The 23885-nt window shown below is 70.7% G+C and carries 23 protein-coding genes; 7 read left to right on the top strand and 16 right to left on the bottom strand.

Annotated features, from left to right (window positions below; translation table 11 throughout):
* The 3 genes from HKK72_RS16175 to HKK72_RS16165 all read left to right on the top strand — a co-directional run.
* The coding region (locus tag HKK72_RS16175; protein WP_187235193.1) for a quinone oxidoreductase family protein at window positions 1-725 on the top strand (725 nt) is incomplete at its 5' end.
* Between the two features lie 106 nt (window positions 726-831).
* Window positions 832-2580, top strand: coding sequence for a serine/threonine-protein kinase (locus HKK72_RS16170; RefSeq protein WP_315987286.1), 1749 nt, complete (start codon window positions 832-834; stop codon window positions 2578-2580).
* Window positions 2581-2751: 171 nt separating this feature from the next.
* Complete coding sequence (locus tag HKK72_RS16165) at window positions 2752-3042, top strand: hypothetical protein (RefSeq protein ID WP_187235191.1); 291 nt, start codon at window positions 2752-2754, stop codon at window positions 3040-3042.
* A gap of 124 nt (window positions 3043-3166) precedes the next feature.
* Here HKK72_RS16165 and HKK72_RS16160 read toward each other — a convergent pair whose 3' ends face one another.
* Window positions 3167-3886, bottom strand: a complete 720-nt coding sequence (locus tag HKK72_RS16160) for an NDP-sugar synthase (RefSeq protein WP_187235190.1) — start codon at window positions 3884-3886, stop codon at window positions 3167-3169.
* Window positions 3887-3986: 100 nt separating this feature from the next.
* Here HKK72_RS16160 and HKK72_RS16155 point away from each other — a divergent pair, with 100 nt between their 5' ends.
* Window positions 3987-4700 (top strand): hypothetical protein, encoded by a 714-nt coding sequence (locus HKK72_RS16155; RefSeq protein WP_187235189.1) that lies wholly within the window; start codon window positions 3987-3989, stop codon window positions 4698-4700.
* 50 nt (window positions 4701-4750) lie between these two features.
* Here HKK72_RS16155 and HKK72_RS16150 read toward each other — a convergent pair whose 3' ends face one another.
* The 13 genes from HKK72_RS16150 to HKK72_RS16090 all read right to left on the bottom strand — a co-directional run bounded on the left by HKK72_RS16150 (window position 4751) and on the right by HKK72_RS16090 (window position 16761).
* Window positions 4751-5602 (bottom strand): MBL fold metallo-hydrolase, encoded by an 852-nt coding sequence (locus HKK72_RS16150; protein WP_261986869.1) that lies wholly within the window; start codon window positions 5600-5602, stop codon window positions 4751-4753.
* Window positions 5603-5773: 171 nt separating this feature from the next.
* Window positions 5774-6619 (bottom strand): ABC transporter permease, encoded by an 846-nt coding sequence (locus tag HKK72_RS16145; RefSeq protein ID WP_410050308.1) that lies wholly within the window; start codon window positions 6617-6619, stop codon window positions 5774-5776.
* Window positions 6616-7581, bottom strand: a complete 966-nt coding sequence (locus HKK72_RS16140; RefSeq protein ID WP_187235188.1) for an ATP-binding cassette domain-containing protein — start codon at window positions 7579-7581, stop codon at window positions 6616-6618. The genes HKK72_RS16145 and HKK72_RS16140 overlap by 4 nt, the downstream gene beginning before the upstream one ends.
* Window positions 7582-7704: 123 nt before the next feature.
* Window positions 7705-8352: a PadR family transcriptional regulator gene (locus HKK72_RS16135; RefSeq protein ID WP_187235187.1), complete on the bottom strand. Its 648-nt coding sequence runs from the start codon at window positions 8350-8352 to the stop codon at window positions 7705-7707.
* 70 nt (window positions 8353-8422) lie between these two features.
* Window positions 8423-10303 carry a DUF2334 domain-containing protein gene (locus tag HKK72_RS16130; protein ID WP_222720779.1) on the bottom strand — a complete coding sequence of 627 codons (1881 nt, stop codon included), beginning with the start codon at window positions 10301-10303 and terminating at the stop codon, window positions 8423-8425.
* Between the two features lie 258 nt (window positions 10304-10561).
* On the bottom strand, window positions 10562-10927 hold the full coding sequence (locus tag HKK72_RS16125) for a DUF2203 domain-containing protein (protein ID WP_187235197.1): 366 nt from the start codon (window positions 10925-10927) through the stop codon (window positions 10562-10564).
* Window positions 10928-11016: 89 nt separating this feature from the next.
* Entirely contained in the window at window positions 11017-11346 is a 330-nt protein-coding gene (locus HKK72_RS16120; protein ID WP_187235186.1) for a hypothetical protein, read from the bottom strand.
* 162 nt (window positions 11347-11508) lie between these two features.
* The gene (locus tag HKK72_RS16115; protein ID WP_187235185.1) at window positions 11509-12336 is read right to left on the bottom strand and encodes a hypothetical protein; all 828 of its coding nucleotides are present in this window, start codon (window positions 12334-12336) and stop codon (window positions 11509-11511) included.
* Window positions 12333-13454 carry a glycosyltransferase family 4 protein gene (locus tag HKK72_RS16110; RefSeq protein WP_261986868.1) on the bottom strand — a complete coding sequence of 374 codons (1122 nt, stop codon included), beginning with the start codon at window positions 13452-13454 and terminating at the stop codon, window positions 12333-12335. The genes HKK72_RS16115 and HKK72_RS16110 overlap by 4 nt, the downstream gene beginning before the upstream one ends.
* The gene (locus HKK72_RS16105; protein ID WP_187235184.1) at window positions 13454-13831 is read right to left on the bottom strand and encodes a hypothetical protein; all 378 of its coding nucleotides are present in this window, start codon (window positions 13829-13831) and stop codon (window positions 13454-13456) included. Before HKK72_RS16105 ends, HKK72_RS16110 begins: the two co-directional genes overlap by 1 nt.
* Complete coding sequence (locus tag HKK72_RS16100; RefSeq protein ID WP_187235183.1) at window positions 13801-14514, bottom strand: hypothetical protein; 714 nt, start codon at window positions 14512-14514, stop codon at window positions 13801-13803. Before HKK72_RS16100 ends, HKK72_RS16105 begins: the two co-directional genes overlap by 31 nt.
* A gap of 43 nt (window positions 14515-14557) precedes the next feature.
* The gene (locus tag HKK72_RS16095; protein ID WP_315987285.1) at window positions 14558-15730 is read right to left on the bottom strand and encodes a glycosyltransferase; all 1173 of its coding nucleotides are present in this window, start codon (window positions 15728-15730) and stop codon (window positions 14558-14560) included.
* Window positions 15727-16761, bottom strand: coding sequence for an NAD-dependent epimerase/dehydratase family protein (locus HKK72_RS16090; protein WP_315987284.1), 1035 nt, complete (start codon window positions 16759-16761; stop codon window positions 15727-15729). Before HKK72_RS16090 ends, HKK72_RS16095 begins: the two co-directional genes overlap by 4 nt.
* A 102-nt stretch (window positions 16762-16863) precedes the next feature.
* On the opposite strand from HKK72_RS16090, the gene HKK72_RS16085 reads away from it, so the two are divergent.
* Window positions 16864-17730, top strand: a complete 867-nt coding sequence (locus tag HKK72_RS16085; protein WP_187235182.1) for a phytanoyl-CoA dioxygenase family protein — start codon at window positions 16864-16866, stop codon at window positions 17728-17730.
* Between the two features lie 57 nt (window positions 17731-17787).
* Here the strand turns inward: HKK72_RS16085 and HKK72_RS16080 are convergent, their stop codons facing one another.
* Together HKK72_RS16080 and HKK72_RS16075 are read right to left on the bottom strand one after the other, a co-directional pair.
* Window positions 17788-18366: a DUF5825 family protein gene (locus HKK72_RS16080; RefSeq protein WP_187235181.1), complete on the bottom strand. Its 579-nt coding sequence runs from the start codon at window positions 18364-18366 to the stop codon at window positions 17788-17790.
* The gene (locus tag HKK72_RS16075) at window positions 18363-20327 is read right to left on the bottom strand and encodes a RiPP maturation radical SAM C-methyltransferase (RefSeq protein WP_187235180.1); all 1965 of its coding nucleotides are present in this window, start codon (window positions 20325-20327) and stop codon (window positions 18363-18365) included. Before HKK72_RS16075 ends, HKK72_RS16080 begins: the two co-directional genes overlap by 4 nt.
* A 295-nt stretch (window positions 20328-20622) precedes the next feature.
* Here HKK72_RS16075 and HKK72_RS16070 point away from each other — a divergent pair, with 295 nt between their 5' ends.
* Window positions 20623-21936, top strand: a complete 1314-nt coding sequence (locus tag HKK72_RS16070) for an MFS transporter (protein WP_187235179.1) — start codon at window positions 20623-20625, stop codon at window positions 21934-21936.
* A gap of 297 nt (window positions 21937-22233) precedes the next feature.
* Window positions 22234-23811 (top strand): MinD/ParA family protein, encoded by a 1578-nt coding sequence (locus tag HKK72_RS42175; protein ID WP_187235178.1) that lies wholly within the window; start codon window positions 22234-22236, stop codon window positions 23809-23811.
* Window positions 23812-23885 lie beyond the last annotated feature (74 nt).

Genomic DNA, 23885 nt, shown 5'->3' with positions numbered 1-23885 from the left:
TGGTCGCGTCCTCGGACGTGAACGGTTCGTACGCCGAGAAGGCGATCGTGCGGGCGGACCGGGCCGTCCGCGTTCCGGACGGCGTGTCGGCCGAGGACGCGGCCGCCGCGATGCTCCAGGGCATGACCGCGCACTACCTCACCCACTCCACCTACCCCGTACGGCCGGGTGACACGGTGCTCGTGCACGCCGCCGCGGGCGGCATGGGCCTGCTCCTCACCCAGGTCGTGAAGCTGCTCGGCGGCCGCGTGATCGGCACCGTCTCGACCCCGGAGAAGGAGAAGCTCGCTCGCGACGCCGGGGCAGACGAGATCATTCGCTACACCGAGACCGAGTTCGCCCCGGAGGTCCTGCGGCTGACCGGCGGCGAGGGCGTCGCCGCCGTGTACGACGGCGTGGGCGCCGCCACCTTCGACGGCAGCCTGGAGAGCCTGCGACCGCGCGGCACGCTCGCGCTGTACGGCGCGGCGAGCGGGCCGGTGCCACCGGTCGAGCCGATGCGGCTCAACAACGGCGGCTCGCTCTTCCTCACCCGGCCGACCCTGGCCCACTACGTCGCCACGCGCGAGGAACTGCTCGCCCGAGCCTCGGACGTGCTGGGCTGGGTGAAGAACGGCGACCTGCGCGTGCACATCAGCCGGCGCTATGACCTCGCCGACACCCGCACGGCGCACGAGGACCTCCAGGGCCGCCGCACGACGGGCAAGCTGCTGCTCCTCCCCTAGGCCACAGCGCCCCTACGCACCACCCTGCTCCCTTAGGGCACGACTCTTCGCTAATCTGCCTCAACGTGCACTTTCGTGCACGAAGACAGGGAGGCGTGGAGCAACTGTGTCGGCAGAGAGCGCGGTCGATCCCCTGAACGCCGGTGACCCGCGGACGCTGGGCACCTACCGGCTGGTCGGCCGGATCGGCCGGGGAGGCATGGGCACGGTCTATCTGGCCGAGACCTCCGCCGGCGAGCGCGCCGCGGTCAAGGTGATCAACCCTGACCTGGCGCACGATCCGTCGTTCCGCGACCGCTTCCGGCGCGAGGTCGAATCGGCCCGGAAGGTGCGCAGGTTCTGTACGGCCCCGGTGCTCGACGCCAACCTCGACGGCGATCCGCTCTACATCGTGACCGAGTACGTCAACGGTCCGAACCTGCACGAGTTCGTGCGCGACTCCGGCCCGATGCGCGGGGCGACCCTCGACCATCTCGCTGTCGGGGTCGCCACGGCGCTCACCGCCATCCACGGTGCCGGGGTCGTGCATCGCGATCTGAAGCCGGCCAACGTCCTGCTCTCCTCGCTCGGCCCACGGGTGATCGACTTCGGCATCGCCCGTGCGCTCGACACGGTCGTGGACCAGACCAAGACCGGCCAGTTCGTCGGCACTCCCGCGTACATGGCGCCGGAGATCATCGGGGGCGGGCGGGCCACCGCCGCGTCCGATGTCTTCGCCTGGGGCGCCGTCGTGGCCTACGCCGGGACCGGCGACGCGCCGTTCCCGGCGGCCACCCTGCCCGCAGTGCTCTATCGGATCTCCCACGGCGATCCGCAGATCGAGGGTCTGGAAGACGAGATACGGCACCTGGTCGAGCGGGCGCTGGCCAAGGATCCCGCGCTGCGGCCGACCGCTCAGGAACTACTGGACGGGCTGGTCGGCCAGCAGCGGGCCGACACCGCCCAGACCGCCGCCACGATCGGCCGCACCTGGCAGGCCACACCGCCCCCCGGCGTCCCGCCGGGCGGGCCCTATCCGTACCAGCCGACGCGGGCGGACGGCTCTGGAACGGTGCCGACGCCGCCCGGCTACGCGCCCGGCCACCCCGGCGCCAACGCGCCCACCGCCATGGCGCCGCCGGGTCAGGCCCCCGGCCGGGCTCCCCGCCGGGAGAAGCGCCGCGCCCTCGCACTGGCCGGGGCGGGCGTGGCCGGCGTTCTGGTGCTCGCGCTCATCGCCGTGCTCTGGCTCACCGGCTCGGGTGGCCCGCCCTCGAGCACCAGCACCGTCTTCAGCGACGACTTCTCCAACATCAGCACGCGCTGGTCCGGCGGCGAGTACCGGGATCTCTTCGGATCGGGTTATCTCAACGGCCGGTACCGGCTCGGGACCACGGGCAACGACACCGAAGAGTCGACCATTGCGCCGTTCGACGGGGAACTGCCGTCGCGAGCCCTGGTGTCCGCCGACGTGACGCCGGTGTCCGGACCGAAGTACGGTCAGGTGGGGCTGTGGTGCTTCGGAGCGGAGGACTCGCAACTGGACGGCTACGTGTTCCTGGTCCGTCGCGACGGGGACGGCACGGTCATCCGCAAGGTTTCGGGCGCCAACATCTCCAAGGAGCTCGCTCCGACGTCGGACGCCAAAGGTTTCAAGCCGCAGGGCACCAACAAGATCCAGATCGCCTGTGAGGGGCAGGACAAGAAGGTGCACCTGCGGATGTGGATCAACGGCGAGCTGGCCGCGGAGTACACCGACGGCGACAATCCGCTGGCGCCGCGCAAGGCCGGGGTCGTCGTCATGCGGCAGGGCGGCGGTAGCGGCGGCCAAGTGGCTGCAGACTACGACAATTTCGACATATCGCGCATTAACTAACATACGCAGATATTCGGCCTATCAGGGCGTCTCACCGTATCGTTTTGCGCGACAAAAGCGGCGATTTCCGTTTGTTCGCGGTAAAACTTGCTTCCACGAATCTTTCCTTGCGACACATCCACCCCGCAGGTCTAATGAGAGGTGCCAGTATCGCCGAAAAGGGGGAATATCGTGTTCATTCAGATCATGGAATTCGATACGAGGAAGCCGCAGGACGTCATGGCGCTCATGGAGGAATGGCGCTGCTGCACCATGGAGAAGAACACCATGAGCCATGACATGATGGGCCGCTGTCACGACCGGCCGAACCATTACGTCGCCATCATGGAGTTTCTGTCCTACGAGGAGGCACAGCGCAATAACCAGATGGAGGAGACCGAGAATTTTGCCAAGCGCATGGCCGAGCTGTGCGACGGGCCGATCGTCTTCGGCGACTACGACGTGATCCGTAACGAGAGCTGAGCCCCCTCATCCCGAAGATCAGATCTTCAGACAGGTCAGGACGGCCCGGCACGGCAGCCGCGGCCGCCCTGACTATCGCGCAGCGGGCGACTCGGCTGTGTGCGGTGCCTCGACGCCGGCCCGGCTACCAGCCCTGCCGGGGAAGCTCCGCGCCGGCCTCCTTGACGTCCTTGACGGTGTCGACCCCGCGCCAGTAGCCGTCGATCTTGTAACCGGCCAGGCGCTTGTCCACCGCCAGCTGCGGGAACGTGGTGTCCTCGTGATCGCCCTTGACGGGCAGCAGCTCCACGACCTCGGGCTCGAAGACGTAGATCCCGCCGTTGATCCAGTACGGCAGCCTCGGTGACTGCACGAACCCCGCGATGCGGTCCTGCTCGTCCAGCGTGGCGATGCCCCAGGTGGTGCGGTACTGCGCGAGTGCGATCGTGGCCTTCGCGTCCGCCGTCGCATGCCGATCGATCAGGTCTTCCAGCGGGAACCGGCACAGAACGTCGCCGTTGAGGGCCAGCCAGCGCTCCCCCGGGTACGGCAGGTGGCCGGCCGCGAAACGCAGCGCTCCGCCGCGGCCGAGCGGTTCGGTCTCCACCGTGACCTCGATCCGCAGCGGATAGGCGTGGTCGGCCAGGTGCTTCTCCAGCACGTCGGCCAGGTAGCCACACGAGATCACGACGTGCTCGCAGCCCGCCTGCGCAAGCCATTCGAGCTGCCAGTCCACGATCGGCCGGCCCGCGACCGGCACCATCGCCTTGGGCCGGTCATCGGTATAGGGCCGCAGCCTGGTCGCCTGGCCACCCGCCAGGATGACCGCTTGCCGGACCTCCGCACTCTTTCCGCTAATCGACATGGGGAAACCCTATTGCCACCTTGACGGCGCCGTGCCCCGTGCTCGGCGAATCCGGGCATTGCCCGCCGTGCCGGCGAATCGGTGTCTAAGATCCCGACTGATGCCGGAAGAGAACGTCACAGCTCGTCAGCGCCGCAGGAACGACCGGGCCGCCCGCGTCGAGCGGCGGCTCGCGGTCCCGGTGATCGTCGCCGCCGGTGTATCGGTGCCCGCGACCTTCCTCAGCGCGGTCGGCGGCTGGCCCGGCCAGCTCGGCAAGGTGCTGAACTGGGGCTCGACCGCGGTGCTCACGGGAGAGCCCGTCCTGCTGTTCCTGCTAACCGGGCAGCGTCTCACCTGGCTCCGGGCGCACCTGTGGCCGATCGTGATCGCCGCCGTCGCGGTCCCGGCGGCGCTCTTCGCACTCCTGCCCTTTCAGGCTCTGCGGCTCCTGCGCCTGGTGCACGTCATGACCGCGGTGCGGCTGCTCCGGGTGAACCGCATCCTGGGTGCGACCGAGACCCTGCGCCACCATCTGCTCGTCGACCGGTTCTGGAGACGCGTCTCCGTCGCGGCGGGGCCGCTGGTCGCCTTCGCGTTCGCCGGCCTCGTTCTCGCCGACCACCGCTCCCGCACCCGGCAGCTGCTCACGGAGCTGAGCGACCGGTTCGGCCCGGTCCCCGTCGTCATCGCGGTCGCGCTGATCGTGGTCGGCCTCGCGGTGACGTGCCGCCGTCTGCAGCGCGTGTTCGCCCTGAGCATCCGCAGATGGGTCGCCCAATGGATCTCCCGGTGGAAACGCACCCGCACCGCCCGAGCCCGCATCCTGCCGTGACCGCGCGATCGATCGGCGGGACGCCTCAGATCTGCGGCGGTGGGCCGACGCTACGCGTTACGGCGGAAGCGGTAGGTGTCGCCGTGCATGAGGTAGTGGAACTCCGTGGCGGGCGTCGACGCCTCGGCGGCCTTCTTGAAGTCGTCCAGCCCGGACGCGAAGACCGAGAAGTCGTTGTAGTGGATGGGCGTTGCGACGTGCGGCCTGACGATCTCGACCGCGCGCACGCCCTGGACCCCGGTCATCGACACCATGGTGCTCAACAGCATCGCGCCTCCGATGTGCACCAGGGCCAGGTCGATGCCGGGATAGCGGATGGCGATGTCATGGAGCCGGTCGTGCAGCAGCGTGTCGCCGGTGATGTAGAGCCGGAACAGCCGCTCGCGCCCCCTGCTGAAGTCGAACATGGTGCCCATGACCGGCGGGAACATCGCCGCCAGCGGGTCCGGCGCGTGCTTGCCCGGCATGGCCGTGATCCTCAGTTGAGCCTCGCCCTTGACGGCCGGAATGGACTCCCACGTGTCGAGGGCGTGTCCGCGCTCGAAACCGTGCGCGCGGAGTTCCCCGATGGCGTGGAAGGTGCTGATGATCGGTAGCTGTGGGTTCAGCTCCCTGAGGCTCACCTCATCGAAATGATCCCCGTGGAAGTGCGACAGCACGACTATGTCCAGCCACGGCAGGTCGGTGAGGTCACAGGCCGGATCGACCTCTCGCCGCGTGTAGATCCCGTGTCCGAGATCGGCGTATCCCCCGCGGTGCATGAACGCGGGGTCGGTCAGAATGGTGAAGCCGCCGTAACGGATCACGGTGGTGGCGTTCCCGATGAAGTAGACCTCTCCCTCGGAGAAGTCCGGGGTCTCCCGCGCGGGGAACTCCAGCGGGGCCTTCATGGCGGTGGTCATCGGACGACACTCCTCTCGAGAGCGCGACTCCTGTCCGTACGGCCGTCCGGCTCGTGATCGTGCCGCCGCTTCGGATGGTCCGCCCCGGTCGCGGCCGGTGCGGCGCGGCATCCCTAATCCCCAGGTTAGACCGCGCCATCACGGCGTCCCGCGCGACCCGTTCAGCCGGTCTCAGCGGCTCAGCCCCCGGTAACGGCGCACGGACAGCAGGAAGAAGACCGTCACGAGCACCGACGGCCATACGACGGCCATGGACACCGGGTGCTCGATGATCCAGGAGCCCTTGTCGAGGCCGGGGTTGCCGAACAGCTCGCGCGTGGCGGCCACCGTGGAGGACAGCGGGTTCCATTCGGCCAGCACGCCCAGCCAGTGCGGCATCTGGGACGGCGCCACGAACGTGTTCGCGATCATGGTGAAGGGGAACAGCAGGCCCCACACCGCGCCGCCGGCCTCGACGCTGGGGATCAGCAGTCCCAGGTAGATGCCGATCCACACGCAGGCGAACCGCAGCAGCAACAGCAGGCCCACCGCGGCGAGCGTCTCCGCCACCCCGCCGTGCGGCCGCCAGCCGACGACGTAACCGCAGGCGACCAGGATCGCCACGTCGATGACGGAGTTGACGAGGTCGGCGACGCTCCGGCCGGTCAGCACCGCCGACGGCGCCATGGGCATCGAGCGGAACCGATCGGTGACGCCGGCGGCGGTGTCGGCGATGACGGCGGTCATCGTGGTCCCGATGCCGAACATCATGGTCTGGGCGAACATGCCCGGCATGAGAAACTCACGGTAGGCACCGCCGCCCGGCACCGACATCGCGCTGCCGAACACGTAGCCGAACAGCACCACGAACACGATCGGGAAGATCAGGGTGCTGAGGACGCGCGTCGGCTCGCGGACCCAGTGCGTCAGGTCGCGGCGGGCGATGGTCCAGCTGTCGAGGACGGCCCAGCGGGCCCGGTCCACCGGCGTGGCCGGGGACATCGGCAGGCCCCCGGCCGCCGTGGTCGTGGTCGTCACGCCGCGGCCTCCTCGTCGGTGCGGTGGCCGGTGAGCCGCAGGAACACCTCGTCGAGCGTGGGGCGTCGCAGCGAGATGTCCTCGGCCGTGATCTCCGCGTCGGCCAGCGCCCGTACGACCTCGGTGAGCACGGACATCCGGTCCCGTACGGGAGCGCTGATCCGGCGCAGCGCCGGTTCGGTCTCGGCCTCGGCGACGCAGACGCGGGAGACGAGCGCGGCGGCGGCGGGGAGCGCGGCCGCATCCCGGACGACGATGTCGATCCGGTCGCCACCGATCTTCGACTTGAGCCGGTCCGGCGTGCCCTCCGCGATCACACGGCCGTGGTCCATCACGGCGACCTGGTCGGCCAGCCGGTCCGCCTCGTCGAGATACTGCGTGGTGAGCAGCACGGTGGTGCCCGCTGCGGCCAAGGTGCGGATCGCCTCCCACACCTCCCCCCGGTTGCGCGGGTCGAGGCCGGTCGTGGGCTCGTCCAGGAAGAGCACCTGGGGCGCCATAATGAGGCTGGCCGCGAGATCGAGTCTGCGTCGCATGCCTCCGGAGTACCGCTTCGGCGGCTTGCCCGCCGCCTCGGCCAACCCGAACTGCCGCAGCAGCTCGTCCGCCCGGCGCCGTGCGGCCCGGCCGTCGAGATGGAAGAGCCGGCCGAACATCTCCAGGTTCTGCCGGCCGGTGAGGATCTCGTCCACCGCCGCGTGCTGACCCAGCAGCCCGATCCGGTAGCGCACCCGCTGCGTCTGGCGCGCCACGTCGAGGCCGGCCACCTCTGCGCGCCCGCCGTCCGGTCGCAGGAGCGTGGCCAGGATCCGGACGGCCGTGGTCTTGCCCGCGCCGTTCGGCCCGAGCAATCCGCACACCGTGCCCTCGGGGACGCTGAGGTCGAACCCGTCGAGCGCCCTGGTGTCGCCGTACCGCTTCCGCAACCCCTCCGCGACGACCGCGTACTCGGCAGCAGCCATGCTCACCTCTCTAATCAAACTTGATTACCGCGTAGAGCGTAAGCCGTTCGTCTTCGGTCGTCAAGTTTGAATAGATCTCGCGGTCGTGACCGGAGCGTGCACGGTGGCGGCTCTGCCCTCGGGTCAGGCGCCCGAGGCGCCCGAGGCGCCCGACGTGGCCGTGCTCGGCACCGGGGCGCTCGCCATGTCATGGACGCACGCCGCGGCATGGCGGGCCGGCATCTGGTCGTCCTCGTCGGCCATGACGTAGGCGCCGCCCTCAAGCCTGGCGATCAGACCCCTCGTCCACTCCGCGCCGGTCTCGGCCGAATGGACCCACAGGCCGAGCAGTTCCTGCAGGCTGTGGTCCCAGGCACCGAGATGCGGCGCCACAGAGGCACGCCAGTCCTCCAGTTCGCCGAGCCGCTGCCTGAGCAGGTCGATCGCCTTAGCCCTCGGCAGCTCGGACAGAAAGCCGAGACCCGCCCACAGCATGTCCTGCCGCTGATCGACCTTGCTCAGCGCCTCGGTCAGCAGGCGGAAGAACTCCGCGTCGCCCTTCTGGGTGAGCTCATAGTCGGTACGGGGCGGCCCGGCATCGCTCTCCTCGACGTCGTGGGCGCGCAGCAGTCCGTCCTTGGTGAGCTGCTTCAGCGCGTGATAGATCGACCCGGGGTTGACGTTGGCCCACTCGTCCGTCCCCCAGGAGAGCAGTTCACCGCGGATCTGGTAGCCGTGCGCCCGCCCGAGCGAGCGCACCCCGCCGAGAACCAGCAGCCGCGTTGCCGACATCGTCTTCCCGCCTCCGCCCGGAGCCTGGTGTTCCCTCTCCAGGCTAACCGCGTCTCGGGCGCGATACCGATCAGTGCTCGGGCAACGCGCCGTCCGGTGCGACGAACGTGTACCCGAGATCGCTCATGCCGTCGATGGTCTCCTCCAGGACCGGCAGACCATAGCCGCTGTTGTAAACGAAGCTCGCGAAACCGTCACGGACCGCCAGATTGAGCCCGGCCGCGTTGATGAGGTCGGCGGCGGTTCTCGGCGGCTCGTTGCTGTTCGGGCCCATGGCACCGTAGTTGCCGAGGTTCTCGGGGATGACGGCCGAGCCGTAGACGTCCCTGACCGGATAGGGGAAGAACTGGCCGATGCGCAGGGCCGCGTCGACCGGCTGCCCGGACAGCACGCCGGCGAAGTACAGGCTCCGCTCATAACGAGCGGCGTAGTGCCGGCCGAAGACGCCGTAGTCGGTGGCCGAGGCGGCGTAGTTCGGCGTGGACCACAGGATCGGCACCGGGAGCCCGACGGAAGTGAAGGCGGCCTTCGCCGCGGTCACGCGGTCGGCAGCGAAGGCGGCGGAGTCCTCCGGCACCGGGCCGTCCAGGATCACGCGGGCATCGGCGTCCAGGTGCGCCCGGAAGAACTCATGGTCATTGGGCGTCGCACCGGTGTAGGGGTTCCTCACGGCGCCGTACTGGTGGGTGTGACCCTTGCCGACCATGGTCCCGCCGTTGGCGAGCATGTACTCGATGACCTCGGTCACCGACTGCGGCAGGTTCCAGGGCGGCACTCCCTGGGGCACGTTGCCGACGCTGTAGGCGCCGAGCGGATCGGTGTAGGCGGGGGTGACGCTGAACCCGTACGGGATGTTCCGTGACTTGAGGTACTCGGCCGTGGCTCTCAGCTCGGCGGCGTGAGAGCCGGCGGTCGGGTTGATGTCGTCGAGCCGGAGCAGCGCCCGGTGCCGCTCCGGCGTGGCGGGTGCGAGCACGTCGAACAGCAGGTCGGCGAAGGCGAGGACCCGATCGGTCTCCCTCGTGTACGTGAACGGGATCTCTCCGAGGTAGGTCAGGTTGGCCGACCGGATCGCCCAGGGGAACCGGCCGGCCGGTGAGGTGCTCGTGTCGACCGCTTCGGCGAGCTCGGTCACCGCCGGGTGACCGCCGCCGGTGAGGATGTGAGGGTGCAGGACGCCGCCGTCCGTCCCCGCCGGGAGCGTGCGGGTGAGCGCCCGGGTCTTGTAGTCGACCCGGGTCACGTCTCCGACCGAGCCGCCCGGTGCGAAGTACGACGACGTGGGGTCCCAGCCGTAGCGGGCCGCGAACGCCGCCGAGCCCGCGTGACCGGCCAGGTTCCAGATGTTGTTGTTGATCCAGACGACCGGCCGGGCGGTGGTCATGACATCGGAGTAGAACGCGGCCGGCACGGCGTCGGGGATCGCTCCGCCGTAGTAGGTGGACCCGACATAGATCGTGGCGGTGTGCTGGTCCACCTGGCCGGCCGTGTAGGACGAGACCGGCTCGGCGGTGACCGGGCCGAAGTGCCCCGCCAGGTTCGCGGCCGCCGTCGCGTACAACTCGCCCAGTGCTCCGTACGGCCCGGCGGTGTCGTAGAGCACCAGGGTGGTGGGCTCGCCGGTCTCGGCGAGCCGCAGCCGGGGGGCGGCGGCCGGGCCCGTCGCTCGGCGGGTGACGGTGGCGGCGCGCGGCCGGGTGCGCCGGGTCTGGTCGGCGGAGCGCTGCGCCTTGGCCCAGCCCGCCAGTTTCGAGGCGACGGCGGCGCTGTGCGGCGGCAGAGGCCGCACTGCCCTCGGCGCCCTCTTCACCGTGTTCGGCCGGATCTGCGCCGGGCCCTGTGTCGGATTCGGTGCCGGGTCGGCGACCGCGGTGCCCATCGCGGCCGTCAGCACAACGGTGACCAGCGCCGCCGTGGCGGAGAAGACATGCCCGCCATTTTTCCAGCTCACCCTCATGACGTTCCCGCCCGGCCTCTCGAGATGATGGAATTCGCAATGGAATACGGCCGACCGGAATGCGGGGAACGCCGACCTCGCCGCTATTGTGCGATCTGTGGATGACGGATGTCCACGGCGAACGGGCGAGAAATCAATGATGGCAGGTATCGGCCATTGAATCGGCGGGTCTTTCTTTTCAACACAATGGCCGGAAAGAATGGACGCGTTTCGCGCCGACTCCGCCCGCCGACCGGCCGGCGCGGGGAACGGTCAGTCCAGCGGCCGGCGACCGGCGAAGCCGAGTTCGGTGAGGTGATACCACGCCAGGTCGTGCTCGCCCTCGATCCAGCAGAGCCGGACGGACCGGCCGCCGCGCCGGGCGGGGAAGTCGACCAGGAAGGGGGCCAGCCCCTTGATCTCGATGCCCTGGTCGGTGAACCAGGTCACGTGTTCCTGCAGCCGTGCCTCGTAGGCCTTCGCCTCGGGCACGCCGCCCATCGGCGACGAGCCCACGGTGTGCAGGTCGAGGGTGAGTTCGGCCAGGTCGGCACGGAGCCGTACGATCTCGGCGGCCTTCGCCCGAACGTCGGGCATGAGGGCGCCGGCCTCCTCGATCGTGAACTCCCGCTCGCTCATCGTCACCGCGACCCCCTCATTCCCTGGTGCGAACATACCGACGTGCGGGCGAGCCCGCCGCCCTCACGGCTCGCCGGTGTCCTCCGGGATCATTCAGGGTCTTCCGGGATCGTCGGGAGCCGCTGGGTGAGCATGGTCTGCGAGGAGAGCACTCCGCTGGCGAGCACGGTCTTCTGATGGCGCAGCGAGCCGTTCTCCCGCAGCAGCTCATCCGCCTCGGCCCGCAACCGGGTCAGCCGGCCGGCCGTCCGCAACTGGACCAGCAGGCCACCGACGGTGGCGCCCACGACGAACGCCGCGAGCAGCGGTATCCAGAGCACCGTCGAAGCGGCGATCATCAGGGTCACGACGAGGGCGATCAGACGAAAGTGCTCCTCGACCCAGTCCCAGGCCGCGTTGACGGGCTTGGGGATCTTCACTCGGCTCTCCTTCCGGCTCGATCATGGATCTCCTGGACATGCCAACAACGATAGGAGCCGAATCGCGTGTTCCGGTCAGTGGCCGATATCACGGTGCGCCGTCCCGTTGAGTTGCGGCGTGTCGTTGGACCGCTGTGCGCAGCACCAACGACACGCCGCAAGTCAACGAAGGCGGCGGTGCCGGGCCGCGCGCGCGAACTGGTCGTCGAAGCGGCGCGGGAACGGGACCATCCGGTGCCGTGACCGCCACGGCGCGAGCTGCCGCACCGCGTTGCATCCCGCCGCCGTGATGATCCGCTCCGACTCGGGGAACAGCGGCCACGCCGGGTAGACGTCCAGGTGCGCCACCTCGGCGGGCAGCCCGGCGGGCCGCTGCGGTGAGACGAGGGTGAACCGGGGCCGCGCGTTCTCGGCCGCGGCGCTCTCCCGCGCGTACTCCACCAGATCGAGCACCTCGGCCGCGGGACCCGTATGGACGATCAACCAGCCGCCCGGGGAGGGCGGCACCGCATCGGCCGGGGGCTCGGCCAGCTCCAAGGGCGCGAGAGCCGAAGACACCGAGCCGAGGTAGGCGTGGTGCGCCCGGGTCAGGGGCTCCACGGTCCAGGTCTGGTCGAACCGGGGCGGCGCGGCCGGCAGCAGCCTCCGGTAGGCGTCCCAGCGCAACAGGCGGGCGAGATGCACCATGCGCGTTCCGGCCGGCGCGACCCCGGAGTGGAGCTCTCCGGACAGCCCCGCTGGGAAGGCGTCGACCAGCAGCTCACGAGGCGCGAGATCGGCCAGAGCCGCGCCGATCCAGCGGCTGAGACCGTCCCGGTCCATCCCGGCCGGCGCGGACAGCACCTCATGCCCGCCCACCACGCGCGCGTCGGCGGCGAACGGCGAACCGGTCAGGATCGTCACCCGCTCCCGGCGGCGCGTCGTGTGCAGGAAGGCCCGGATCCGGGTGAGATGACCCAGCCCACCGCCCTGCGCGTAACAGACGATCATTCGGCGAGGTCGCGCAGTACGGCCAGATATTCGGCGGTCTCCCTCGCCGGGGTGAAGTCCCGCCGGACCCGTTCGCCTGCGGCCGCGCCGAGCTTGGCCAGCGGCTCGACGGCGGCGTCGGCCGCCCGGTCGACGGCCGCCCGGCAGGCATGCGGATCACCCGCCCGGAAGGTGAACCCGATCTCGTCGTCGACCAGGTCGGCGAGGCCTCCGGCGTCGGAGGCCAGCAGAGGTACGTCCAGTGCCGCGGCCTCGAGCGCGACGTTGGGGAGCCCGTCGTAGAACGACGGCAGCGCGACCAGATCACAAGCCGCGTAGACGGCGAGCAGTTCGTAGCGGTCGAGGAACGGCAGCCGGGAACAGGCGACCTGGCCGGCGTCGAGCCGCTCGGCGACGACCTCCTCGAGCTCGCCGACCAGCACGAGATGGAACTCGCCGGCCCGGCCCGAGGCGTGCAGCGCGTCGAGCAGGAATCCCACGCCCTTCTTGTTCTTGAGCTGGCCGATCAGCCCCAGCGTCCGGCGGCCCGGCTCCACGTGCGACTCGCGCCAGATCCGCGCCTTCTCCCGCTCGGACGGCAGGATCCGCCAGTCTCGGGTGTCGATGCCGTTGGCCACCCAGCTCACCCGGGCGTCCGGCACCAGTGCCGACACCAGCGGAGCGTGCGAACGGGCGACCACGCACACGCGGGCCGAGGCGCGCAGCGCGTCCATCAGCGCGCCGCGCCGGCGCAGCGAGAACACACCGGTGTCGAAGTCGTTGCCGCGCAGCAGCGTCACCAGCGGAGCCGCCAGCCAGGCCGACAGGATGGGCGCGGCCGCCATCGCGTAGGTGCCGCCGAACGCCACCACGTGGCTGTAGGCCCGATCTCGCGCGGGCTCCGCGCTGAGCGTGGTCCAGAGCCGGCGCAGCGCGTGCTCCGGGTTGTCCTCCAGCGGTACGGTCAGCAGCCGGCCGCCGTGTTCGCGGGTCACCTGCCAGGGCCGGGCTCTGCGGGTGAGGTGCGCGACGTCGATCACCACCCCCGCGGCGCGCAGCCCGCGGACGATGCGATCGCACGACTCGGCCATCCCGCCGCGGCTGGGCGGATAGTGCTCCGTGAGCCACAGAACCCGCATCAGCTGTCCACGAACCCGCCGCCCTCATCGGGGCCGTAGTCCGGTGCGTACGCCGCGCCCGGCTCGAAGGCGCCGCGGTCGTAGCCGTCGAACGTGGAGTACCACGTGGTGTCCTGGTAACCGTGCGAGCTGCGCTGGTAGAACCAGCGGCGGTAGCCGTGCGTCCAGGCCGGGTCGTAGGGACCGGGACCCGAGTGGCCGTAGGCCTGGGCGGCCGTGCACTCCGGGCACATCCCGCTCGGCCCGACATGCCCGGCACAGACCGGCCGGCCGCACTGACACGCCGCGACGGCCGGCCGGCCGCAGTGGCCCAGCACGAAGAAGCCGGTGGTGACCGTGCAGTGGTTCACGCTGCCGTCCTCCTCGGGGGCGTCCATCTGAACAGCTCGGCGGCCACCATCAGGACCTGCTCGGCCGGCGCCATCGCGTTCGGGCCGACCTTCGCGGTGGCGCGCAGCACCGCCCGCTTGTCGTCGCGGACCCGCAGGCGAATCCATCCCGGCGGTGGAACGGCCGGCCGCTGGATCGCTCTGCCCTTCGGCAGCACGCGGGTGGCGCTGATCCGCTGCACGACCTTGGTCTTGGTCTTTCTCTTGTGCTTGCCGCGCGGGTTCACCTTGTGGATCCTGCGGTGCCGGATCCGGTCGGTGACCGTCAGCTCCAGCACGCTGCCGTCGCGCAGGTCTGCGCGCAACCGGAGCCACGTGTCATGGACGAACCACTCCTTGACGGACCGGATCGGCCGATGCACCGGCAGGTCCCGCGTGGGTCCGGCCTTTCCCGGCACGTCGGGGCCGCGCAGGTCGGCCGTCAGGGCGAGTGCCCCGTTCGGCGCGACGTCCTCGCAGAGCACCCGGATCAGCGGGACCAGCGTGGTCCCCATCCGGTCGGGCAGCCGCCACTTGCGGCGCTTCACCAGGGCGTCGTGCTGGGACATGCTCGCGAGCAGCATCGCCCATTCGGCCGGCGGCAGGGCCGCCGACAGCGTGCGCTCCCAGATCAGGCTCTGGTGCAGCGGATGGAAGCGGCCGATCGCCTCGCGAGTCTTGCGCCAGAACATGATTCGGAACACTACCAATCGGGATAATTCCTACAAGACCCAATCAAGCGATCGACTTGTAGACCTCGGTCAGCCGGGCCCTCGACCGGCTCCAGGTCAGGGTGTCGCCGACGCGCCTGCGGGCACGCTCGCCCATCGCCCGTGCGACGTCCGGATACTCGAGCAGCACTCGCATGGCCCGGGCGAGGTCGGCCGGCCGGTCGGCGGCGACCAGCCTGCCGTGCTCACCGTCGGCCATCAGCTCGCGCACGGCCGGTAGGTCCGAGGCGACCACCGGCGTGCCGACCGCCATCGACTCCAGAATCTTCAGCGGCGCGCAGCCCTGGTCGAGATTGCGCGCGCAGCCGGTGAGCGGGGCCACCGACAGCTCGGCGCCGGCCAGCCAGCCCGCGACCTCCTCGTGCGGCAGGGTGTGGTGCCAGTCGATCCGGTCCGAGACACCGAGCCGCTCCGCCAGCCGCCGTAGCGGCCGGGCGCGCCGTTCCGGCACCGACGCGCACACCACCAGCCTCAGGTCGGTGAGATCGGCGAGCCGGGCGAACGCGCGGAGCAGCACGTCGATCCCCTGCCAGGGCTGCAGCGCGCCGACGTAGACGAGGTAGCGGTCCGGCGCGGCGGCGGGACGCGGCGGCGGGCGCTCGGGCACGTCGGCGCCGTTGGGGACCAGACGGATCTTGTCCTCGGGTACGCCCAGCCCGGCCACCGCACCCGCGATGACGGCCGACGGGACCACCACGACGTCGGAGCGCTCGAGGCAGAGACGTTCCAGTTCACGCACCTTGTCAAGGGTGGCGGGCGCCGCCGACGGCCAGGTATGGGTCATCTCGATCGACGGCAGCCCGTTGGCCTCGTACACCACCTGATGCCGCCGCCCGGGCGCGGTGACGACCGGCAGCGCCCCCCACGGATCGCGCACGTGGCACACCCGCAGCGTGCCCAGATGCGGCGTGAGATGGCCGGCGACCCACGCCGAGAACGCCTCCGCCCGATCGATCAGATTGGGGATCGGCTCGTCGAACCGGGCGATCTCTATACCGCCGTCCCGCTGATAGCGCGGGAGCCCGCCGCCGCCGAGCACGGCGAGGAGGCCACCGCCGAAGTGGTCGAACAGCTGACCGGCCATCTGGCCGATGTGCACGGCCGCGCCCTTGCTGCCGGGGAACCGGTCGAAGGCCACGTAGGCCGCCTCATGCCGGTCGAGCATTCCGTCGGTCACCGCGCTCCCCACCTCGCCGCCTCACGCGCACCGGTCGCCCAGGTCTCGCGCCCGCGGTGCCAGGCGATCTGGTCGGCGAGCCCTTCGGCCGGCCCGACCCGGGCCCGCCACCCCAGCAGCCGCGCGGCGCGTTCGGTATCGGCCCACGTGCGTGACACGTCACCGGGCGCCCGTTCGTAGTGGCGCACGTGCGGCCGTACCCCCAGCAGGTCGGCGAGCAGCGCGATCGCCGTGCGCACCTGCACCGGCTCCGCGTGCCCGACATTGATCACCGTGGCGGCGGCCGGATCCGAGGTGGCCGGATCCGAGGTGCCGGGCTCGGCGGTGCCGAGCTCGGCGGTGGCCGCGGCGAGCGTGGCGGTGACGATGTCGGAGATGTGGGTGAACGCCCGTGACTGCCCGCCGTCCCCGAGCACGGGCAGCGGACGGCCGCCGAGGGCCGCGTCGATGAACCGGTGGAACGCCATGTCCGGGCGCTGCCGTGGCCCGTAGACGGAGAAGTAGCGCAGCACCACCGTGGGGACCCCGCCGCGCGCCGCCTGGGCCGCCAGCCGTTCCACCGCCGCCTTGCTGACCGCGTACGGGCTGGCGGGGCGCAGCGGGTCGTCCTCGCGGTGGGGACGGTCGCCCGCCGAGCCGTACACCGAAGAACTCGATGCGACCACGACGCGGGGTCGCCGGCCGGGCGGCCGCTCCGCGCAGGCCGCAAGCAGCCTGCGGGTCGCGGTCACGTTGTCCCGCTCGACCTCGGCCGCCCCCGCGCCGAAGGAGGTGCGCACGCCCGGGCGGCCGGCGAGGTGCACGACCACGTCAGCCTCGGCCAGCCTCGTCAGGTCGTCGACGGCCAGATCGGCCTCGACCAGGGTGAGCCCGGGGTGATCTGCGAGCGCCGCCAGATTCGCGCGTGCGGCGGCCGGCGTCGCCGACCGGCCGAGCGCGTCGGCGGCGAGGACCTCGTGGCCGGCCAGGGCCATCGCCTCCGCCACATGGCCGCCGATGAACCCGCCGGCCCCCGTCACCACGACCCGCACGGAGCGCACCCTATTCGATCAGCATCCGCGAAGGGGAAGCGCGGCGGCTCTTGACAGTCGACTCGACCGCAACTCATGATCTGCGGCGAACAGGAGCGTGTCATGAGCGACAACCCCGAGGTGCGCGGGCTCGCGGATCTGGCGACCGACCTCGCCGGCACCCATCGGGCCGCGGACGCCGGCGACCGCGGCGTCGACCCGGCGGTCGTGGAGTCCGATCTGCGGACCCTGACCCGCGACGGTCATGTCATCCTGCCGGACCTGCTCGGAGCGGCCGAGCTCGAACGGATCCGCGGCGAGGCACTGGCACTGCTCGGCCCGCCCGGGCGCAACAGCTTCGAGGGGCACCGCACCCAGCGTCTCTACAGCACGCTCACCAAGACGCGGGTAACCGACCGGCTCGTGGATCATCCGCGCGTGCTCGCGCTGCTCGACCGGCTGCTACTGCCGGGCTACCTGCTCTCCCAGCTCCAGGTCATCAACATCCTGCCCGGCGAGAACGCCCAGCTCCTGCATCCCGATGACGGGTTCTACCCGGTGCCGCGCCCCCGACGGGCGCTGTCGGCCGCGACCATCTGGGCCATCGATCACTTCACCGAGGACAACGGCGCGACGGTGGTGGTCCCCGGCAGCCATCGGTGGGGCGACGGCCGGGTTCCCACCGACGCCGACCCTCGGTGCCCGAGTGTCATGCCCGCCGGATCCTGTGTCCTCTTCCTCGGCACGCTCTGGCACGGCGGGGGCGCCAACGACTCGGGCTCGGCCCGGCTGGCGGTGACCGCGCAGTACTGCGAGCCGTGGCTGCGCACCCAGGAGGCGTTCACGCTGTCGACTCCCCGGGACGTCGCGCGGGCCGTCTCGCCGGAGATCCGGCGGATGCTCGGGTACGGCATCTATCCGCCGTTCATCGGCATGGTGGACGGCATGCATCCCGAGCGTCTGCTGGAGGGTCCGCCCGCACTCCCGTAGGCCTCTGGCCGGGTCGCGGGGTCGCGGGGTCGCGGGGTCGCCGGAGTCGGCGCCCGGTCAGCCGGTCGGCGCGGGAGCCCGCCATTCGCGCACGCGGGTCGGGAGAGTCACGGCGATGTGCCCGGTCACCAGCAGCAGGCCCTCTTTGTGCAAGGTCAGCGCGGCCTCGCGTTCGGCGGGCCCGAGCCGCTCCAGCGGGGTGGGCCGCAGGCAGGTCGTGAATGCGGTCACCAGGTCGGGCCGGTCGAGCACGTACCGCCCGGTGAACCCCGGGTCCCGGCCGTCCAGCACCAGGATGAACCCGGGGCCGCGGCGGAACTGGCAGAACGCCCGCCGGTGGGAGTCCCGCCAGCCGGCGGCCTCCGCCGCCCCGCCCTCGAGCGTCTCCGGCGGCGGCAGATGGTGGAGCGGGGTGACGTCGAGCCGGCCCGAGAGCCGTCCTCGCCAGCCGACCGTCATCCCGAGCGCGCGCTGGTCCCGCAGGAACGCCACGGCGCGCGCCGTCGGCATCGGTTCGGCGCCTAGGTCCATCTCAGTGCCGACCTCGACGCGGTCGCAGGTCGCCTGGCGCACCTGCACACCGGGCAGGTCGAGCACACCGGGCAGGTCGGGGGCGCCGAGGGCGGCGGCGCTCATACCTGCACCCTCGGCTCGCTCTGCTCGGGCGTTGCCGCGGGGGGCTCGTGCTCGAATCTCCACCAGGGGAAGGTGAACGGCAGCCGGACGTGCGGGAAGATCTTCAGGCTCTCGGTGAGCGGACCGCCCGCCTTCCGGGGGGCGCCGCTCGTGGCGAGCGCGACGTGGACGCCGTCGTCCACGAACAGCAGGCCGTACGCCACCTGTTCGGCGAGCCAGTCCTCGACGTCGGCCGGCGACCGCTCGTGACCTGCCGCGGCGAGGGCGTCGACGAGCGACCGCGCGTCACGGCCCCGTTCGAGCGCACGGTACGCGGCGGCCCGCCAGCCGGTGAGAACGTGCTCCCGCTGCGGTCGGCCGGCTCGGGAGTCCTCGATGACGAGCGCGTCGCCGGAACCGTCGCGGGCGATGAGGCTGGATCGCGAGTGGTCGCGCTGCCACCGCTCCACGGCGGCATGGAGCCGTCTGGCGGTGTCGGCGCCGATGCCCTGCGGCGGGGAGTCGAAGAAGTAGACCATGTCGTGCAGTTCCCGCTCCGGCAGGTCGTAGACGTGCTCGTACATCTCCGCGGGCCGGCGCTCGCGGAACCCGAGCTCGGGCCGGTCGAAGTACGGGCTGAACCGCTCCAGGAGAAGGCGCGACACCGATCCCGGAGGCTGCAGATGCGCCAGGGCCGGGAGCTGATCGATGATCGGGTCGTAGTCGTCCGCGGTCTCGCCGGGAAACCCGTACAGGTAGTTCCAGGACGCGGTGATCCCGCGGTTCTCGCATTCGCGCAGCGTCCGCAGGTTGATGACACCGGTCGTGCCCTTGTTCATGAGGCCGAGCACGCGGCGGCTCAGGCTTTCGATCCCCGGCTGTACGCACATCACTCCGGCGGCGGCGAGCAACTCGACCTGTTCCGGCTGCAGATTCGCCTTGACCTCGTAGTGGATCCGCAGATCCCAGTCGGCCTCCGCCAGCCTCGGCAGCAGATCGCGGAAGTAGGCCATGTCGATGATGTTGTCCACCATGATCACGTCGAGGATGCGGTGCCGGGCCACCAGGTGCCGGAGGTCCGACCACATGCGCTCGGCCGGCCTGCTCCGGAATTCGATCGAAGACCCGTTGAGCCCGCAGAACGTGCACTGGTGCTTCTCCCCCCACCAGCAGCCCCGGGCCCCTTCGAGCACGAGTTCGGGCTCGAGGTGGTCGGTCATTCCGGAGGCGTCCAGGGCGAGCTGCCATCCGTCGAAGTCGGGACGGGGGATCACGTCGGGCGGAACGGCACGCGGGGCCTGCGGATTGGCCACCGACTCCTCGCCCCTCCACCAGCACACCCCGGGTACGTCCACGGGCCGGACGCCCGCCTCGATGCTCCTCAACAGTTCGGGGAACGCCAACTCCCCCTCACCTCGTACGACGTAGTCGACGAAGGGGTGGTTGCGGTGCAGGACGTGCCCCATGGAACCGTCGCAGTTTCCGCCTCCCATCACCACGATGACGTGGGGGGCGCGCTCCTTCAGCCGCCGGGCGGCCGCCAGGCTCGGCACGTTCTGCATGAAGGTGCTGGTGAATCCCACGACCTCCGGCCCGGTGGCGAGGATCTCGTCAACGGCGATCTCCACGAACCGCCCGGCATGCGAACGGGCACGCCGCGCGACCTCGACGTCCACGCCGTACCGCCGGGCGTAGTCGTCGAGGACGTCCGCCCGCCAATCCGGATCGTCGTACAGCACACCTGAGAACACCCAGTCGCCCAGCCCGTGGAAGACCCCGTCATCGGCGACGGACATGTAGTCCGCCGGCGTCACCGAACCGGCACTCGACTCCAGCAGGAACTCCGCCCACCTGAGGTATCCGTGGTACTCCGCGACCGTGTCACCCGGGCGATCCTCGGTCAATCGCGCGTGCAGCAGCGCAACAGGGAGGGACGGCAGTCTGATCGACTGCCATGGCATGGAGACAAGACTGATTCGCATGGTCCTACTTTTCGCCACATGGGTAATTTCTTGCAACGAAGCCGGGGCGATTGCGTTGCGCAGTCGGACGACTACTATCAATTACGCCTGGTCACGGGGTCAATGCAGGAGTATTTTGCCATACTTACTGCAAATGACAACACTCCTGTCTAAATACAGTCATTCCGTAACATTGACCGGCTGCGCGATAATGGCCGGTCGGCCCTTGCCGTCGGGTGCCGGTGGCCGTTTCCGGGGTGTTCCATTTGCAACAAGAAGGGGTCAAGATAGCGAGTAAAGTGACGGGAGTTCTTGTATGGCTGACAGAACATCCGATGACCTGGCCACCGTCGAGAAGGCCGGCTCCAAGCCCGGCATGTCGGCCGCGCTGGCCCACCGAGACTTCGCCCTGCTGTGGTCGGGTCAGGCGCTCAGCGCGATCGGGAACCGGATGTTCCCCATCATCCTCGCGCTCGTGGTCCTCGACCGCCATGCCGGGGCGGCCGGGTTGGGTCTGGTGTTGGCCGTCCAGGGCATCTCCGTCCTCGTCGGAACGGTCGCCGCCACGTCGGTGGGCGACCGCTGGCGTCGCAGCCGCGTCATGATGTCGACCGACGCCGTACGGGTCGTCGGCGTGGCCGTCATGGCCGCCGGCCCGACGACCCTGCCCGGCCCGGTCTTCATCGTCTCGATCGTCGCCATCGGCGTCGCCGAGGGCATGTTCCAGCCCGCCTACCGCGCAGTGCTCCCCCGCGTCCTGCCCAAGACCCATCTGCAGGCCGGCAACGCGCTCACCTCGCTGTCGCAGTACGTCGCCATCATCATCGGCCCCTCGCTCGCGGGCGTCATCATCGCCACGCACGGAGCGGGGCCCGCCCTGTGGATCGATGTCGCGACCTTCACGGCCAGCCTCGTGACGCTGACGCTGACGAGAGAACACCCGCGAGCGAGACCGGTCGGCTCCCCCGAGGCCGGGTTGCTCCGCCGCGGCGCACGCGACTTCACCGAGGGCGTGCGCGCGATCCGGGAGCGACGCTGGCTGCTGGCGTCGATCTGCATGTCCACGGTCGTCATGGGGTTCGTGATGGCGCCCGCGTTCGTCGCGGCTCCGATCGAGGCGGGGCAGCGACTCGGCGGCCCCCAGGCCTACGGCGCCGCGTTCACCGCCCTGGGGGTCGGATCGATCCTCGGTGCCGTGTTCGGCAGCCGAATCCGTACCCACCGGCCCGGTGTGGTGGCGACCCTCGGGGTGACGACCATCTCCGGGGCGATGTTGTCACTGGCCTTCCTGCCGCTGGCCGGCGTCCTGCTGTGCTGGGCCGTCACCGGCGTGGGCCTCACCATCTTCGAGATCCTGTGGATGACGGCGGTGCAGCACGATGTGCCCGACCATCTGCTCGGCCGGGTCCTGGCGCTCGACTGGCTCGGCAGCGACGGGCTGACGCCCCTGGGCTTCGCGCTGGCCGGCGTCACGGTCAGCGCGCTGGGCACCCGCAACGTACTCCTCGCCGGGGCGATCCTGGTGCTCGTGACCGCGCCCCTGCCACTGCTGGTCCGCGGTGGCACCAGCTTCTCCAGCGCCGCCACGGCCGGCACCGAACCCCCACTCCAGACCAGCACGGTGTCCTGACTCCATGAGGCGTTGAACCCTCGTCGCGTGGAACCGATGCGTCACGTGACACATCTGTATTGAGAGAAGAGCCGGAGCCCGGACCTGAGCCGCCGAACCATGGCGACGGCGTTCTCACCGACGTTTGCAAGGAACGGGCAGAGCGCCACTGGCGACGAACCGAGTAGGCGGGTGAGAGCATGCTCGAGGAGCGGTTCTCGCCACCTGGCGGGTGGGGCGCGCCCGATGCGGTGGACGGCGACGTTGAGCGCGATGGCGCTCGGCTGCTCAACACCTTCTAACTGAGAGGAAGTCGGGGTGGCCTACGAGGACCGCGGCGGGTGGGAGGAAACGCCCGGCGCCGCACGACCCGACCCAGACGACGAGCGGAACGGCCCGCATGTCGCCGAAGATCACACGCCACAGCCGACAGCGGGCTCCAGGCCCCAGGCCACGCCTTCCCAGCCGCCCGGGCAGTGGTACGCCCAGCAGCCCGCCCCCGTGCAAGAGCGTGCTTTCGAGCAAGAGCCCACCCCCGCACCAGAGCCCGATCCCGCGAAAGACCTCGCTCCCCCGCAGCAGCCGGCCTTCGCGCAGTGGTATCCCCAGCAGCCGTCCGGCAACGCGCAGTGGTACCAGCGGCCGCCCGACCCGCCACGGACCGAGCGGCCGCCGGCGGCCGAGGACGCCGAGGCGCCGCCGGCGGAAGCGCCTCCGTGGTACGCCTCGGAGCCGGCACCTCCGGAGCCGCAGCCCCAAAAGCCGCAGGACCCGTACCCGCAAGACCCCTACCCACAGGACTCGTACCGGCAAGACCCCTACCCACAGGACTCGTACCCGCAGGACCCGTACCCACAGCAGCCGAACCCCCAGGGCCCGTATCCACAGAACCTGCACCCGCAGGGTCAGGAGCCGTACGCCGACCCTCAGCAGGCCGCGCAGCAGATGGCGCTGCCCGAAGTGCCGAACCCCGTCACGCGCCCGCCCGTGCCCCAGGTGCGCGACCCGCGTGAGCTCGTCGGGCAGCAGGCGCACGGTGACTCGCTGATTCGCCGGGTCGGCCACGGAGTCGCGCACGCCTTCCGTCCGGCGGAAGAGGTCCAGACGGCCGCGAAGTTCGGCGAATGGGTCCAGCACCCCGTCACCACCGGCCGGCGGATCGCCGTGACCAGCATCCGCGGCGGTGCGGGCAAGAGCACGGTGGCGGCGCTGCTCGCGACCGTGTACGGGCACTACCGGCAGGACCCGGTGCTCGCCCTCGACGTAGACCCGGGCCTCGGCTCGCTGGCTCTGCGGCTCGGCATCACTCCCGCCCACTCGCTGGGAGATCTGGCCGCGACCACCGCTCAGAACGGTTCGTTCGAGGAGCTCCAGCCGTATCTCACGCGCGCCGGCAAGAACCTGTGGGTGCTGCCGGGCACCCGGTCGGCCGTGCACGACAGCCCGTTGGACGCCGGCACCTACCAGAACGTCGCGGCGCCGTTGAACCGGCTGTTCGGGCTCACCGTCGTCGACTGTGGCGCGGGCCTGCTCGGCGACGTGCCCCGCGCCGTCCTGAGCGGCGCGCACGCCCAGATCCTGGTCACCCACACCACGTATGACGGCGCCGTGAGCGCGCGCGAGGCGCTCGACTGGATGATGCTCAGCGGCTACTCCGAGCTGGTGCACCGGACGGTCGTGGTGTTCGTGTCACGCAACCCGGACGCGGATTCGCTCCTCGACCTCGGCCGGGCCACCGCACTGGTCCAGGAACGCGGTGCGGGTGCGGTGTGGCTGCGCTATGACCGGCACGTCGCGCTGGGGAGCACCCTCGACGCGCGCCGGATGGCCTATGCCACCAGGCTGACGGGCGTACGCATCGCCGCTGAGGCCATGCGGCGCGCGATCGCGTCCTGAGATCATCCCGAGGTCACGCGGCCGGCTGCTCCCGCACGCCGGCGGGTGGGCGATATCGCCGACGCCCTCGGGAC

It is taken from the genome of Actinomadura sp. HBU206391 (genome assembly GCF_014323665.1).
Classification (GTDB): domain Bacteria; phylum Actinomycetota; class Actinomycetes; order Streptosporangiales; family Streptosporangiaceae; genus Actinomadura_C.
Note: the sequence above shows the minus strand (reverse complement) of the source record. Positions and strands in the feature narration are given on the sequence as shown.